This is a genomic window from uncultured Deefgea sp. (assembly GCF_947072475.1).
Taxonomy (GTDB): Bacteria; Pseudomonadota; Gammaproteobacteria; order Burkholderiales; family Chitinibacteraceae; genus Deefgea.
Genome location: NZ_CAMTIA010000023.1, coordinates 22,164 through 36,061 on the forward strand (window position 1 = coordinate 22,164; position 13,898 = coordinate 36,061).

Below are 13,898 nucleotides of genomic sequence, written 5' to 3' on the forward strand. Positions count from 1 at the left end.
AGGTCTAACGCAAAGCGAAGGGCGGCTACAAGCGACGCGTAAAATGCGAAGCTTGCTCCAACTGGAGACGTCCAGTGGCGCCGCCACGGCCTTGAGCACCTTGTTAGCCCCCTGCGCGCCCATTCTCAACAATGAACTTACGGACTGCCTTGCCACTATCTGCGTCGAGACCAAACATTGTGTGCATAAATACGTGGTTTACTCCGGTAATTTTCTTAATTTCCGAGGCTGAAAGTGGAGGATCTACATCCTGAAACCTATTTAGCTTCATTGAATAGTCTTCATCTGGGTCGTCTTCATTGCCTTGATAAGGGGCCTTTAGAAGTGTTCCGTCTGCCTCGCCAACGGCAACAATTCCAACACCAGACTGGTATAGAAAAACTACATCACCTTTTGCAAGGCGTTCAATTTTATATTTCCATGGGTCAAAAAATGCAGATGCTTTCCCATCCTTCAACATTAACTCATGATCTTGCACGCTATTACCAATATTGGTATTGAGGATGTAGTACCCCTCAGCTAGGTCTTCGTATGGATTGTCATCAACGCGAAAAGGCGACATTTCAAGCAGCATTTCATCCGCACCTCCTTCATACACTCGGTAAACCCAAGGCCGGACATCTAGCCCAGTGGAACGCCAGTACTGCACAGCCTCTCTAGTTTTAGAGTCAATGCCGTTAGTCATAACCACAAACTTTTGCCTCTGATTGAATTTCTCTTCCGGCAGTTCAACACCAAACTTTGCTTTGTGGACAGCTTTTAACGACTGCGACTTGTCTGTCGATCTTTTATAAAGCGCATCAAGGTCTACATACCGAGAAGACCCGAATATTTGCCCATACCGAAGTACCTGAAGAAGGTTTTCGCTATGCGAACCCACTGCCTTTAGTTCAAAAATGAACAGATCGCCGTTTTTGTCTACGGCCATTAAGTCTGGCTCTTCTTGCCAATTGCGAGACTGCATAAGAAGAATCATTTCGTCTTCGGGAAACAGCCTGTCTAGAGATTTGAATAGAACGCTTTGCAACGCACGCTCATCAAATCCAAACTTTTGAATAGACGCAGCGCGTCTTTTTTCTGCTTGTTTTGTCTTAGTGTTTATATTGAGTAGCATATTTTCTCAAGGGAGATAACGTCAAACACAGCAGCTGGCCTACGCTGCAATTGAATAAAAATCCGCACGTCCCGGCCAGTCTGCTTGAATGCCATGTTAGGCGTATTGCAGCTGCACGAAAAATAAAGCTCACGTTTTTTGTAGCAAAACACAAACAATCAATGGGGTCAAAATCAATGGGGTCAGACTCGATTGATTTCTAGTTTTCCGTGGAATCAATCGAGTCTGACCCCATTGATTTTCTGACGATAAACAGCTGGCTAGCTACGATGAGGGGCCACGTAATCGTAAGCATGTGCCTGCCCTCCGATTTCGCTTCGCTCTATCGGAGCTACGATGCTAGCTAATTGTCTTATTGGAAATTTTATTTTTTTCCGCCGTAATTAATAATTCCATCCAATTGAGCAGATGACCTTTGATTGTGTCTAGGTCTATTTTTAAATCCTCATGCTGTAAAATGTAGCGAGAACCCTTTATGCTAGGGTTTTTATCCCGCAGAGGGGGCGTGGAAAAAAGTTCGGTAAGGTACTGCTGGGATTTAGGATCTCTACCAAATAATTGCAACTCCCAGCCTTTGGCCGAAATATACAGGTCAAATGCTATTGAGTACCCTGATAATATGAAATCATGAACCAAGCAATTTTTTGAGAATATCCACTGTTTATTGCATGAAGTTGGTTTTTCTATTTTATCCTGTAATTCTCTAACTCTACCATTTAGCTTGATAATGAATTCATTCCTGGCGTTAAGTAGACGATCTACCCTTTCACCGTTCTCTATGAAAAACAGATCATTTTCATTTATTTCCATATTTCCACCGCTTAATTTTTCAATGGACTTCATAAAATCAACGAGATATAAAAGCCATTTTTGAGATGACGTTGAAACATAACTACCTAAGCGCTCCCTTATCTTTGACCAGAATTCATCATAGGTAACACAGATAAAACCTGAGCTTCCTTGTTCTTTTCTTATGCTGAGAATGATTTTTACGCTGTATAATTTTTTTTGTTCCGCCCATTTATTAATAGTGGCACTATAATCAGCAAGATCATTGTTTAGATGGTGGAATATTTTATTCTCAATACCAATAACTACATTGTCTGTTTCAATAACTATATCAAGTCTGCCGCCTTTGTTAGTTGAAACTTCACGACTAACCTGAATATTGTCTTGGGGATGCTCGTTTCCATCCGCAAGACTCATGAGCGAAGATAAAAATAGATTGCCAAGACCATGCTCATTATTTGGGTTAAGGTAAAATGCTAATATATTGCTGCTGATATTTTCATAGTGAGGATACCCTGCAATGTCAAATATGCTTTGACTTCCTAATATATTTGGAAGCGAGTCAAACTCGCTGAGTAAAGCATAATGTTCATTATAGATATTGGTCATAAATTACCCTAAACTCAAATCCTAACCTCAAACACAGCTGCTGCCCTACGCTGCAATTGAATAAAAAAACCGCACGTTCTGGCCCGTCTGCTTGAATGCCATGTTAGGCGTATTGCCACTGCACAAAAAGTAAAGCCCACCTTTTTCGTAATGAAACAACAATACAAAAAAACCACTAAAAATAGAGCCGACGAATTGTAGCGTGTTAATGCGGAATTAAAAAATAAATCTGAAAAACAGAATAAAAATATACATACGATTTCAACACAAACTACCACAACAACGAGTCAACTAAAAAACAAAATAATTGGCTGGTGTGTCTAATTATTAAGTAGGCCTCACTCATTGAGGCCTAATCCAAATCGGGTTAGGCATAACGCAATCAGTGATTGCCATACCTAATTGATTTTTATTAAACGGTGTCAACCTCTACAATTTAATGCCTCAAGTATTACAAACGCATCAACCGAGCTGCCGACGTCGGCTATGGTAGGACAGCCGACGCTAATTCGTTCATGAACAAGTGCAGATCACTTGCTCCATTGTCCAGCCACGGCCTGTCGCCCAGTTTAAATCCGTCATTCCGAGTAAGCTGCAATCTAAGTTTGGCTGTGGCGTAATGGATCAGCGGGATGCCTTGTTCAATTCATGTGAACCATACCGGGGCCTTTTTTTGCTTACTATCTTTAACCAAGCAAAAGCCGATCTGATTATGTCTCTACTTTAAAAGCGCCTCGTAGGCGCTGGCTTGCCAGCGAAGGTTTTCCTTATTACGCGCGCATTCGCGGGCGAGCCCGCTCCTACAAAGACCATGCTTTTTATGGGTTTCTGCAGCCAAGATACAATCAGAAAAATCGTCATTCTACGCAGCTAAAAAATTCCCCGCCGCAGATTACGAAGGTGAACAGCTGAGTAGCTACGATGAGGGGCACGTAATCGTATGCATGTGCCCTGCCCTCCGATTTCGCTTCGCTCTATCGGAGCTACGATGCTGGCCTTAATCCGGCAACAAACTGGGCTGAGGTGTAGCGTGCGCCGTAACCGAATACGGCTGTGAACAATGGTGCGGCAGGCACTGCAAACCCTAAATACGTAAGCTAAATATCAGCCATACAACAGAGGTATTTAATCCAAGCCAATGTTAAATAAAGGCTAGGCTTCAATACCCCAAACCTTGCCGCGCATTCCTTGCGCCAAAACAAACGGGCTAAGCAAATACCCCGATGCTAGCCCTGACCACTGCCGTTACAATCCACAATACTATTTTTGTTTTTTGAGGATCGACATGACCAGCAATCGCGATTGGGTACACCAAGCCATCCGCACCATTGAGGCTGATTTTAATCGCTCAGCCGATACCCATTTAATCCCGATTCATTTGGCCGCCTACCCCGATATTGATTTCTACCTCAAAGACGAATCGAGCCACCCTACCGGCAGCCTAAAGCATCGTTTAGCGCGCTCTTTGTTTTTGTACGCGCTCACCAATGGCTGGCTGCATGCCGGTAGCACGGTGATCGAGGCGTCCAGTGGATCGACTGCGGTGTCTGAAGCGTATTTCGCTCGCCTATTGAAATTGCCGTTTATTGCGGTAATGCCGGCCAGCACCAGCCCCGAAAAAATCGCGGCGATTACTTTTTATGGTGGCCGCTGCCATTTAGTAGCCGACCCAACGCAATTGATTACCGAATCGCAGCGCCTGGCGAGCGAAACGCAAGGGCATTTTCTCGACCAATTTACTTATGCCGAGCGGGCCACCGATTGGCGCGCCAATAACAATATTGCCGAATCGATTTTTGCGCAGATGAGCTTAGAGCGTCATCCGATTCCACGCTGGATCGTGGCCAGCGCCGGTACTGGCGGCACCAGCGCCACCTTGGGCCGCTTTGTGCGCTATCGCCGTTATGCCACGCAAATTGCCTGCGTCGACCCAGAAAACTCGGTGTTTTTTGACGCTTTTTGCAGCGGCCGCACAGACCATACCTTGCAGCAAGGCTCCAAAATCGAAGGCATTGGCCGCCCGCGTGTAGAAGCGTCATTTATGCCGCACGTGATTGATACCATGTTTAAAGTGCCCGACCGGATGAGCTTGGCGGCAACGCATTGGCTGTCGAATTATCTGGGGCGCCGCGTTGGCGGCTCAACGGGCTGCAATTGGATTGGCGTGTTAGCGCTGGCCCACCAAATGCAAGCGCGCGGCGAAGCAGGCAGTATTGTCAGCGTATTGTGCGACAGCGGTGATCGCTACGCGCATTCTTACTACCACCCAGAATGGCTAAAGCAACACGGCATCGATATTGGCCAAGAGCTCTCTGAGCTCAGCGCAAAAATCGGGCAAGCCGGCGCACTGAGCGACTTGCAGCGCGTTGATAAAGATTAATTAGCGGGCTCCATTCAGACCAATCAAATCAATCAAATCAAATCCACAACGCAGCCATCAATGGGCTGCGTTTTTTTTGCCACCGGCTTGAGTTCTGACGCGGATTTTCTCTGCGTCTTGGCGACTCTGCGTCAACAGGTTTTTAAGTGCGCAGATTGCACCCTCGTGCTGGCTTGGCAGCCGACGATGCCGGCATCTTGCATTTACAGTAATCAGCCCCATATTGCAGCAATATCGCTTTAAATTTAGGCTCGCATTTTGTTTGAATCTCCCCGCGCTTTTTTAAGTGCCTTACCGCGTTTTGCCCAATCAGCTGACACCTTTGAGGCTTTAACCTCGAGCGCTCAATTTCGTGAACGGCTGCTCGAACACATCGCCACAGCACAACGCCGCATTTACATTGCCGCCTTGTATTTACAAAACGACGCAGCGGGCGATCTGATTTTGTCGGCACTGTATGCAGCCAAAGCGCGGCAGCCGCAACTAGACATTGCTGTTTTTGTCGACTGGCATCGCGCGCAGCGCGGCCTGATTGGTGCCAAAGCCGAATCGGGCAACGCCGCTTGGTATCAACAGCAAGCGCAAGATCAAGCGCTTGACGTACCCATTTATGGCGTGCCGGTGCAAAGCCGCGAATTACTCGGCGTATTGCACCTCAAAGGCTTTGTCATTGACGACACAGTGATTTATAGCGGCGCGAGCCTGAATAATGTGTACTTACACGTTGGCGATCGCTATCGCTACGATCGCTACCATGTGCTACACAACCCAGCGCTAGCCGATAGCATGGTGCAGTTTTTTCAAACGGCACTACTGAGCCAAACCGCAGTGCATCGTCTTGATCGGCCCAATATTCCCAGCACCAAAACCATTCGCGGCGAGATTCGGCATTGTCGCCAGCAATTAAAAACCGCGCGCTACTCACTGCAAGGTAGTCGCTACACCGAGACGGGATTAGCCATCACCCCGTGGGTTGGCGTTGGCCAGCGCAATCCGCTTAATCGCTTGATTTTAAAATTGATCGCCGCTAGCGAGCGCAAAATCGTCATCTGCACGCCATATTTTAATTTGCCACGCAGCGTGACCAAGGCGCTCAATAGCCTGATCAAACAAGGGGTGCAGGTTGAAATAATCATTGGCGACAAAACGGCGAACGATTTTTACATCCCGCCGAGCGAGCCATTTAAAACCATCGGCGCTCTGCCGTATTTATACGAAGCCAATTTGCGCCGCTTTGCCAAAGTGCAGCAAAAAGCCATGCAAGCTGGACAATTGAATATTTTACTGTGGCACGACATCGGCCATAGCTTTCACCTGAAAGGCATTTGGGTCGACGATGATTATCAATTGCTCACCGGCAACAATCTCAACCCACGGGCGTTTAATTTAGATTTAGAAAACGCGCTTTTAATTCATGATCCACACGGCGAGCTCAGCACCAGCACCGCTGCCGAGCTGCAACAAATCCGTCAACACACTCGGCGTATCGCCAGCTATACCGAGCTAGAAACTTTGGCCGACTACCCAGAAAAAGTAAAAAAACTCCTAACTCGCCTATCGCGAATCCGAGTCGATCGCTTACTTTCGCGATTTTTGTAAGCAGGTATTACCCTAAAAGCCTCACTAAAAAACAACCACATAGCCATACCCTACATTTGTTTAAACTGTGCGGCGTGGCTGCGGCTTAGCGGCAAGATGGCGAAATTGTTTTTTAGATAGATTTGCTGGCGGCCGAGTAGGTCTTTTTCGATTTTGGCGATGGCGGGCAAGCTCACCAAATAACTGCGGTGAATTTGGGCAAAAAATTGTGGATTAAGTTGCGGCAATAAATCTTTGAGCGACGTGCGAATCAAAAACCGCCCGCCTTCAGTCACCACTTCGGTGTATTTATCCGTCGCCTGAAAATACCGCACCTCGTCCACCGCAATCAGCCGAGTACTATCACCTAGGCTGGCGGTGAGCCATTGTAAATAAGTCGGTGGCGCGGGCGCGATTAGTTCACGACTCAGCTGGCTCCAATCAACGCTGGGTTTAACCTCGCGCTGCAAGCGCAGCACGCATTGCGCCAACCGCGCTTCGCTGACTGGTTTTAATAAATAATCCACCGCCGATTGCTCAAAGGCCGCCACCGCGTATTCATCATACGCGGTAACAAAAATCACCCGCGTATCGCGCCAAGTGGCAGCGACTTGCAAGCCATTGAGCCCCGGCATACGAATATCCAAAAAAGCAAAATCGGGCTGCCATTGGCTGAGTAGCGCCACCGCTTCAACGCCATTTTTGGCCTGCGCTACAATCTGCAATTGCGGCCACACCACAGCAAGGCGACTGGCAAACGCCGCCATTAATAGCGGCTCGTCATCGGCAATCAGGGCAGTTGGCATCGTTAAAATTGACCTCAGTTCGTGCGCCTACAAATAGGATGGCGTGGCATCTAAAAAAACCACTCAACCCAACTACTCAGCAAAAGGAATCCGCAATTCGGCCACCACACCTGACGGGGTATTGCCAGCAATACTCAGTGTAGCTTGGCCTTCATACAAATACATCAAGCGATCGCGTACATTGGCTAAACCGATACCGCTTTGGCTCGGTGCATTTAGATTTAAACCCATGCCACTATCGATCACCCGTAGGCAAAGTTGCGTGCCGACTTTTTCGACCTCAATCTCAATCACGCCGCCGACGATGGCCGGCTCAATCCCATGCTGCAAAGCGTTTTCCACCAAGGGCTGCAATAATAACGGCGGCAACTGAGCGCCGCGCAAAGCGGCTGGCACGCGAATTAGATAGCTTAAACGCTCACCCAATCGAATTTGATTAATCGCCAATAGCGCGCCCACCAAATCGAGCTCTTGCGCCAGACTGCAGCTCGATTGCCGCGTGCGCTTAAGACTGGCGCGTAAATAATCATTGAGATGCTCGAGCATGATTTGCGCCAAAGCGGGGTCGCGCGCAATCAGGCTGTGTAAATTGGCCAGCGTATTAAATAAAAAATGCGGTTCAATTTGCGCTTGCAGCATCGCCAATTGCGCGGCGGTTTGTGCTTGTTGCGCCTCGGCGGCATGCCGGCGCTGCACTTCTAATTCAGCCCGATCACGCTGCGCACGAAACAACACCCAAAAAAAGGCGCTGGCAAAGCCTGAAATCAGCACCGCAATCGCCACCCAGCGCCAAGCTTGGCTGGGTGCATGCAGCAAAATCGCGATCACATTGGATGCCCCCAAGGCTGCAGCCAGCGCAAAGCCCGCCAACAAACCCAGCGGCGTACTAATCAACATCCGCCAAGGCCGTGTCCAAGCATCGCCCATCATGCGATCCATCGCCCAATTACACAGCCAAATACAAAAACCGATGCAGTTGGAAATCACCAGATTATCGATCAGCGCAGTTCGCTCGTCGATCAAGGTCAATAGCACGGCAATCAGCGCATTCACCAAGAGTAAAATAGGCAAGTCCTGTCGGTAGCGGCATGAGATTGTTTTGGCTTGTGCTTGCATCAATCGATCACTCAAAAAAAGTATTTCACCACAGCTTGTACGCTATGCCGTTGTGGCAACGCGCCGTATTGACTGCCCGGCGCGCCGTTTTGATATTGCCATTGCAGCGCCCAATCCATGCGCTCAAAATGGTAACGCGCTTCTAACCAGCTTTGCCAGCTTTGATCGACTAAGTCGCGCCTTAGCATCCAATTTAAATCCAAAGCCTTGAATCCAGCGTCGCGCCACGTGATAAAACTCATTGCCGCATGTTGCGTGGGCAGGCTTTGCGCATTAAACACCGCACTGCGATACGCCCAATAATCGGCAGGGTTGCGCCACAAATCGCGCCATTGGCTTTGATTGAGCGCCGCGCCATCATAGTGGTATTCCAAACTCAGCGATAAATTATTGGTAAAGGTATACGTGCCGCCAGCGGCCAAGCGCGAATGCCACGATACGGGTGCAGCAGGCAACAAGGCTGCGCTGCGCCCACCACTGTATTCGGCGTAGAGAGTTAAAGCGTCACCCGCCAAAATCGACGCATTTATGCCCACCTGTGGCGACTGCCCTTGCTCACCCAAAAGTAAAAACTGCGGTGCAAAGCCTGGCAGCAATTGCACGCTACTGGTCAACAAATACCGCGACACCGAATTACTCGCACCCCAATCGGGCGAAAACGCCGCGCTTTGCCGCTGATCTGCCAATTTGGGCGCAAACACGGCATTGACTGCGCCACCCTCCCACACCCACTGCCCGCGCAGCATGCCCACGCCAAGGCGGTTTTCGCGCAAACTCGATGGTGCAATCGATACCACCGAGCGCAAAGCACCGACTTTAAAATAATCAGTTGGGTTGTAGCCCAAAGCCACGCCACTGCGTAAATTAATCCGCCCCAGATCGAGCGCGGCATTGGGGCTCGCTTGCCAGCTGACATAGCCTTCTTTAAAGGTATTCACCACCTCATATCGCCCATTTTGCCCCAACCAATCAACGCGATTGGCCAGTGTAAATCGCCACTCTGGATTAATCGCCGTATCGAGCAACATATCCACCGAGGCACGACTAATGCGTATATCGTCCCAAGGCGCACGCTGATTCACATGCCCCAGCATACCCTCAGTAAAAATCTGCCAGTCCGATCTAGCCACCACTGGCTGCGCTGCTTGATCGGCCAAAGACAGCGCATCGGCATCACTCGCCCAGCACGGGCTAGCAAGTAGCGCGATAAACACGGCCACCATCCCTGCCAAGCTTGATTGCTTTTGCGCCTGCGCATCGCGGCCAAACGCCGGCAGCATCACGCGAGTGTTGCTCACACCATGCCAGTGCACCATCATTCGGCCTTAAAGCGGGGCAAAAAATCCCGCTGCAGCCAACTCTCGGGTACATCGCGAAACGCAAAATCACTGCTGCGCAGCACCGTCACCCACTGCGGATCTAGCCCATCAATAATCACCGTTTCGGTGGGCCGCGACACGCCAAGCTGCTTTTGAAAGCGGCGGTAATACGCCGTTTTTAATAAATGATCGCTACTGGAATAAAACTTAGCTTTCACTGGCTGATTATTATTGCGGTCGATCCAATAATCGATGCGGTGATAGGTCACATCCGGCGTTTTAGCATTGAGCTTGAGCAAATACGTGTCGCGATTTTGCCGCTCACCATCGGCAATCGTTTCTTCACCAACCAAATTTGCGGCATAGTCCACCGCCAAATTCACCGTCACCACATCGCCATTGGCCGCTTGGCCCAGCAAACGTTGCTGCGGCGAAATCCGAATACTGGCCTTGCTGGATGGATCATACAGCCATAAATCATTGCCATTTTTCAGTAGTAATTTGCCGGCATCGCGTTGCGGTGCGACAAAGCGAATTAAATTGCGAAACTGCCCGCTCTGCGAATCAGCGCGCGCATACACCGCCAAGGTGCTGGTTTCGACTTGCTTGCCATTGCGATATTCAATCAAGGTGCTGGTGAGGCCAAAGGGTTGCTCGGGATTACGGATCGCGTCGCTCGCGCTTAAGATTTGCTGCGCGTTGGGTGCCGCACCCACTGACGCGCAGCAGGCCAGCACAACACTCGCGCTCAATACCCGGCAAAGTGCTTTAAGTGAGCGCTGGCCTGTGTTATTAGCCGCACGCTCACTTGTTGCGGGCATCGTCGCCCAGCTTTGCTGCATCGCTTTATTCATTTTTGTCGTCCTTGTCTTTCGGGCGGCGAAACAATAAATTCACCCCCACAATAATCAGCACCAAGGGCCACCACAGCGCCCACATTTGGCCAAAGCTGGGTAAAAAGCCAAAGTTATGCGCCAAAAACAACAGCCCGAGCGCAACCAATAGCAGCGCAGAAAAATACTTATGTCGCATCACTTTCTCCTTCTGGTATTTACACATGACGGCCTACACATGACGCAATGCATCGACAATATTCATTCTGGCAGCACGGCGCGCTGGCCACCACGCCGAGATAGCCGCCAACACCACCAACATCAATCCAGTGCTAAATAACATGCGCGTTTCGCCCCACACCCGCACCGTGAGCGGCACCGGCTCAGTATTGCCCGGCGGCAACCAAGTTAAACCGGCATGATTAATTGCCCATGCCAATAACAGCGCCAACACCACCCCGAAAATCGCGCCAATGGCCCCTAGCAAAGCACCTTCACAGACAAATAAGCGCCAAATGCCATTACGCCGCACGCCCATCGCCCGCAGCGTACCGATTTCCACCGTGCGCTCCATCACCGCCATGCTCATGGTATTGCCAACGGTAAACAGCACAATCGCCCCGATCAGCAGCGAAATAAAACTAAAAATCGCGGTAAACATGCCAGTGATTTGGCCAAAAGAAGGATTAAGCGTGGCATAGTCATACACCGCCAAGGGCTGATCTTTGAGCGTAGTGCCCAATAGCGTATTGATCCGCGCCTGTGCTTTAGCTAAATCAGCGCTGTGTTTCAGCTGCAATACCAGCGCCGTCACTTGCGGCGTTTCTTGGCCGTACACCAATTGCTGCGCTTGCGGTAAATGCAGCAGCATTGAAATGTCATCGAGCTCTTTGATTCCAAAGCCTTGCGCTTTCACCACCGCCAAAGTCGCCACATTGGGCGCGCCGTGCACATTGGCGGCCAACAGCTCAATGTGCGGTACAGCGCGGGTTGCTTGTTTTGGATTTTCGGCATTGGCTTGCTGCGACAAAGCGCTGATATCATCGGGCGCCGCTGGGCCATCGTTAACTTTGGCTTGGCTGGCTGGGCAATTTTTGAGCTGCAACGGCGCGCATAACTGCAACACCCGCGCTACGCCATTGCCAATCACCACCGCATTGCCCGCCGTGCCGGTTAAGGCCAGCGTTTTGGCTTCACCGGGGAAGTTATATTCATTCCAACGGCGCATTTGATTTTGATCGCTCACCCATACCCCGGTACCGATCACCGTGCGCGACACACCAGCGCTGAAGTTGCCGGCAATACCCCCTAGGCTGAGCGTTGGCGTTACCACCGTGAGTAGCGGCTTAAGCTCTGGATCGTTGCGCAGCACTTCAATCAAACTGGCGTAGTTTTTAATGCCATACGCCGCTGGATTGCCGCTGCCGTATAAAAAATAGTCTTTATGCTGAATCTGCAAATGCCCGGCGCTGCGCACAAAGTTGGTTTGCAAACCCAAATTGATATTGCCGCTATAACCGCCAAAAATCAAAATCGCCACCGCGCCAATCATCATCGCCAATAAGGTGGTCAAAGAGCGACGACGATTGCGTAATAAATTTCTCAGCGCCAACGTTATAACACTCATAATGCCACCGCCATTTTGCTTTCAATCGCCACAATACGGCCATCCCGAATCATCACCGCATCATCCGCTGCGGCCAAAACTTGTGGGTCATGCGAAGAAAAAACAAACGACACCGCCAGCTCGCGCTGCATTTGCCGCATTAGCGCAATAATCGACGCGCCAGTATGGCTGTCTAAATTGGCCGTTGGCTCATCGGCCAATACCCACTGCGGCTGCGTCGCTAAAGCGCGCGCAATCGCCACCCTTTGCCGTTGCCCGCCCGAGAGCTGGCCGGGTAAATGCTGGCTTTTTTCGTTTAAACCGACCGCGTCGAGCAGCATTTTTACCCGTTTATGCCGCGCTGGCCGCGCCACTTTGGCCAGCAGCAAGGGGTATTCGATGTTTTCAAACGCTGATAACACCGGCAATAAATTAAAGTTTTGAAACACAAAGCCAATATGGTGCAAACGAAAATCCGCCAATGCCGAATCGCTCATTTGCTGCACGTTTTCGCCGGCCACCGTAATCTCACCGCTATCGGGCAAATCAATGCAGCCAATCAAATTAAGCAAAGTGGTTTTGCCGCTGCCCGACGGGCCCGACAGCACCGTAAACCGCTGCGGCAAAATCTCTAAATTAATATCGGCCAAAGCGGGCACTGCCACACTGTCGAGCTGATAGCGTTTATTCACTTGCTGTAAGGTGACTGGCAACATGGTCGTACTCAATTCAAGACAGAGACTGACACTGTATGCCGTTTGGATAGTGCCAAGTGGGTTTGCGATAAAGCGCGATGGGCGGGTTTGAAATGCGGTTTTTTTGGATTGAATGGCGAGCCGACGATCAAAGCGCCCCTCCCGATTCACAGCAAGCACCGCAACCGCCGCCCGATGGCCCATCTCAGCGCAAAAAAACGCGTCTTTTACGGCGAACTTTGCGCAGGCGGTGCAGTCAAACCGGCGGATTAATCCGTCAAGCCGCCCGGCAGTAGCAAGTCATTTGTAAGCGCGAAAACCCGAACAGCAAACCGCGTGCATTTTCTTATACCAAGGCTAAGTTTTTCTGGTATCTTCACAGCCCCCTTTGTTTTCAAGGGGTTCATGCCAATACCATACATCGGTATGGCACCCATCGTTTGCTCTGCAAGGTATTACCCATGATGGCCCGGACCCACATTGCATTTGCCGCCTTGATGATGGTGGCCTGCAGTGTTGGCATTTTGCAGCGGATGCCGCAAGTGCATGAAGTCGCCCTCGCTGGCGCAGCCGGCCTATTGCCCGATTTGGATCATCCCCAATCGACTTTTGGCCGTATCGTGCCGTATATCTCGATACCGATTGCCAAAGTATTTGGCCATCGCGGGTTTACGCACTCATTTTTGATGGTGGCGCTGATTATTTGGCTGTTACTCACCTATCGAGAGCAGCAAGACATTCCGGTTTTGCCCTTGGTGATTGGCTATTTTTCGCACATTATTGGCGACTTGCTCACCCCATCAGGCGTGCCGCTGCTGTGGCCGGTGCGTAAAAAATTCTCTTTGAATTTATTCAAAGCCGATGGCCCGATGGAGCATGTGATTTATCGCGGCTGCTGGCTGGGCGTTGGGTATTTTTTGTGGGTGGCACTGCAAAGGCCGGGCGATGCTTGGATTCGCCCCGCGCATATGGCAGTCAGCAGTTGGTGCGTTGCCGCACTAGAGCACAGCGCCAGCATGCTGGTGCACCTGCTGCGCATCATGGCCTAAACCG

The 13,898-nt window shown here is 50.2% G+C and carries 12 protein-coding genes; 3 read left to right on the top strand and 9 right to left on the bottom strand.

All coding sequences use genetic code 11. The annotated features are described in order from the left end of the window. Nucleotides 1-103 precede the first annotated feature (103 nt). Together Q0V82_RS09305 and Q0V82_RS09310 are read right to left on the bottom strand one after the other, a co-directional pair. Nucleotides 104-1,114 (bottom strand): hypothetical protein, encoded by a 1,011-nt coding sequence (locus Q0V82_RS09305; protein ID WP_297575012.1) that lies wholly within the window; start codon nucleotides 1,112-1,114, stop codon nucleotides 104-106. A gap of 339 nt (nucleotides 1,115-1,453) precedes the next feature. Next, on the bottom strand, nucleotides 1,454-2,512 hold the full coding sequence (locus tag Q0V82_RS09310) for a PD-(D/E)XK nuclease family protein (RefSeq protein WP_297575014.1): 1,059 nt from the start codon (nucleotides 2,510-2,512) through the stop codon (nucleotides 1,454-1,456). Between the two features lie 1,285 nt (nucleotides 2,513-3,797). On the opposite strand from Q0V82_RS09310, the gene Q0V82_RS09315 reads away from it, so the two are divergent. Further along, nucleotides 3,798-4,892, top strand: coding sequence for a PLP-dependent cysteine synthase family protein (locus Q0V82_RS09315; protein WP_297575016.1), 1,095 nt, complete (start codon nucleotides 3,798-3,800; stop codon nucleotides 4,890-4,892). Between the two features lie 258 nt (nucleotides 4,893-5,150). Then, nucleotides 5,151-6,491 carry a CDP-diacylglycerol--serine O-phosphatidyltransferase gene (gene pssA / locus Q0V82_RS09320; protein ID WP_297575018.1) on the top strand — a complete coding sequence of 447 codons (1,341 nt, stop codon included), beginning with the start codon at nucleotides 5,151-5,153 and terminating at the stop codon, nucleotides 6,489-6,491. Between the two features lie 50 nt (nucleotides 6,492-6,541). Here the strand turns inward: pssA and Q0V82_RS09325 are convergent, their stop codons facing one another. The 7 genes from Q0V82_RS09325 to Q0V82_RS09355 all read right to left on the bottom strand — a co-directional run bounded on the left by Q0V82_RS09325 (nucleotide 6,542) and on the right by Q0V82_RS09355 (nucleotide 12,866). Further along, complete coding sequence (locus Q0V82_RS09325; RefSeq protein WP_297575020.1) at nucleotides 6,542-7,276, bottom strand: LytTR family DNA-binding domain-containing protein; 735 nt, start codon at nucleotides 7,274-7,276, stop codon at nucleotides 6,542-6,544. 72 nt (nucleotides 7,277-7,348) lie between these two features. Continuing rightward, the gene (locus Q0V82_RS09330; RefSeq protein WP_297575022.1) at nucleotides 7,349-8,392 is read right to left on the bottom strand and encodes a sensor histidine kinase; all 1,044 of its coding nucleotides are present in this window, start codon (nucleotides 8,390-8,392) and stop codon (nucleotides 7,349-7,351) included. Between the two features lie 11 nt (nucleotides 8,393-8,403). Beyond that, the gene (locus tag Q0V82_RS09335) at nucleotides 8,404-9,711 is read right to left on the bottom strand and encodes a hypothetical protein (protein ID WP_297575024.1); all 1,308 of its coding nucleotides are present in this window, start codon (nucleotides 9,709-9,711) and stop codon (nucleotides 8,404-8,406) included. Beyond that, nucleotides 9,708-10,565 carry an outer membrane lipoprotein-sorting protein gene (locus Q0V82_RS09340; RefSeq protein ID WP_297575026.1) on the bottom strand — a complete coding sequence of 286 codons (858 nt, stop codon included), beginning with the start codon at nucleotides 10,563-10,565 and terminating at the stop codon, nucleotides 9,708-9,710. The genes Q0V82_RS09335 and Q0V82_RS09340 overlap by 4 nt, the downstream gene beginning before the upstream one ends. Continuing rightward, on the bottom strand, nucleotides 10,558-10,743 hold the full coding sequence (locus Q0V82_RS09345) for a LiaI-LiaF-like domain-containing protein (protein ID WP_297575029.1): 186 nt from the start codon (nucleotides 10,741-10,743) through the stop codon (nucleotides 10,558-10,560). The genes Q0V82_RS09340 and Q0V82_RS09345 overlap by 8 nt, the downstream gene beginning before the upstream one ends. Nucleotides 10,744-10,776: 33 nt before the next feature. Beyond that, entirely contained in the window at nucleotides 10,777-12,171 is a 1,395-nt protein-coding gene (locus Q0V82_RS09350) for an ABC transporter permease (protein ID WP_297575032.1), read from the bottom strand. Continuing rightward, nucleotides 12,168-12,866: an ABC transporter ATP-binding protein gene (locus tag Q0V82_RS09355; protein ID WP_297575035.1), complete on the bottom strand. Its 699-nt coding sequence runs from the start codon at nucleotides 12,864-12,866 to the stop codon at nucleotides 12,168-12,170. The genes Q0V82_RS09350 and Q0V82_RS09355 overlap by 4 nt, the downstream gene beginning before the upstream one ends. A gap of 440 nt (nucleotides 12,867-13,306) precedes the next feature. Here Q0V82_RS09355 and Q0V82_RS09360 point away from each other — a divergent pair, with 440 nt between their 5' ends. Beyond that, on the top strand, nucleotides 13,307-13,894 hold the full coding sequence (locus Q0V82_RS09360) for a metal-dependent hydrolase (protein ID WP_297575038.1): 588 nt from the start codon (nucleotides 13,307-13,309) through the stop codon (nucleotides 13,892-13,894). Nucleotides 13,895-13,898 lie beyond the last annotated feature (4 nt).

Bases quoted from the DNA above. Each gene is read 5' to 3' on its own strand.
- Q0V82_RS09335 (WP_297575024.1), bottom strand. From the start codon at position 9,711: ATGATGGTGCACTGGCATGGTGTGAGCAACACTCGCGTGATGCTGCCG.
- Q0V82_RS09305 (WP_297575012.1), bottom strand. From the start codon at position 1,114: ATGCTACTCAATATAAACACTAAGACAAAACAAGCAGAAAAAAGACGC.
- Q0V82_RS09325 (WP_297575020.1), bottom strand. From the start codon at position 7,276: ATGCCAACTGCCCTGATTGCCGATGACGAGCCGCTATTAATGGCGGCG.
- Q0V82_RS09340 (WP_297575026.1), bottom strand. From the start codon at position 10,565: ATGAATAAAGCGATGCAGCAAAGCTGGGCGACGATGCCCGCAACAAGT.
- Q0V82_RS09345 (WP_297575029.1), bottom strand. From the start codon at position 10,743: ATGCGACATAAGTATTTTTCTGCGCTGCTATTGGTTGCGCTCGGGCTG.
- Q0V82_RS09350 (WP_297575032.1), bottom strand. From the start codon at position 12,171: ATGAGTGTTATAACGTTGGCGCTGAGAAATTTATTACGCAATCGTCGT.
- Q0V82_RS09310 (WP_297575014.1), bottom strand. From the start codon at position 2,512: ATGACCAATATCTATAATGAACATTATGCTTTACTCAGCGAGTTTGAC.
- Q0V82_RS09330 (WP_297575022.1), bottom strand. From the start codon at position 8,392: ATGCAAGCACAAGCCAAAACAATCTCATGCCGCTACCGACAGGACTTG.
- Q0V82_RS09315 (WP_297575016.1), top strand. From the start codon at position 3,798: ATGACCAGCAATCGCGATTGGGTACACCAAGCCATCCGCACCATTGAG.
- Q0V82_RS09360 (WP_297575038.1), top strand. From the start codon at position 13,307: ATGATGGCCCGGACCCACATTGCATTTGCCGCCTTGATGATGGTGGCC.
- Q0V82_RS09355 (WP_297575035.1), bottom strand. From the start codon at position 12,866: ATGTTGCCAGTCACCTTACAGCAAGTGAATAAACGCTATCAGCTCGAC.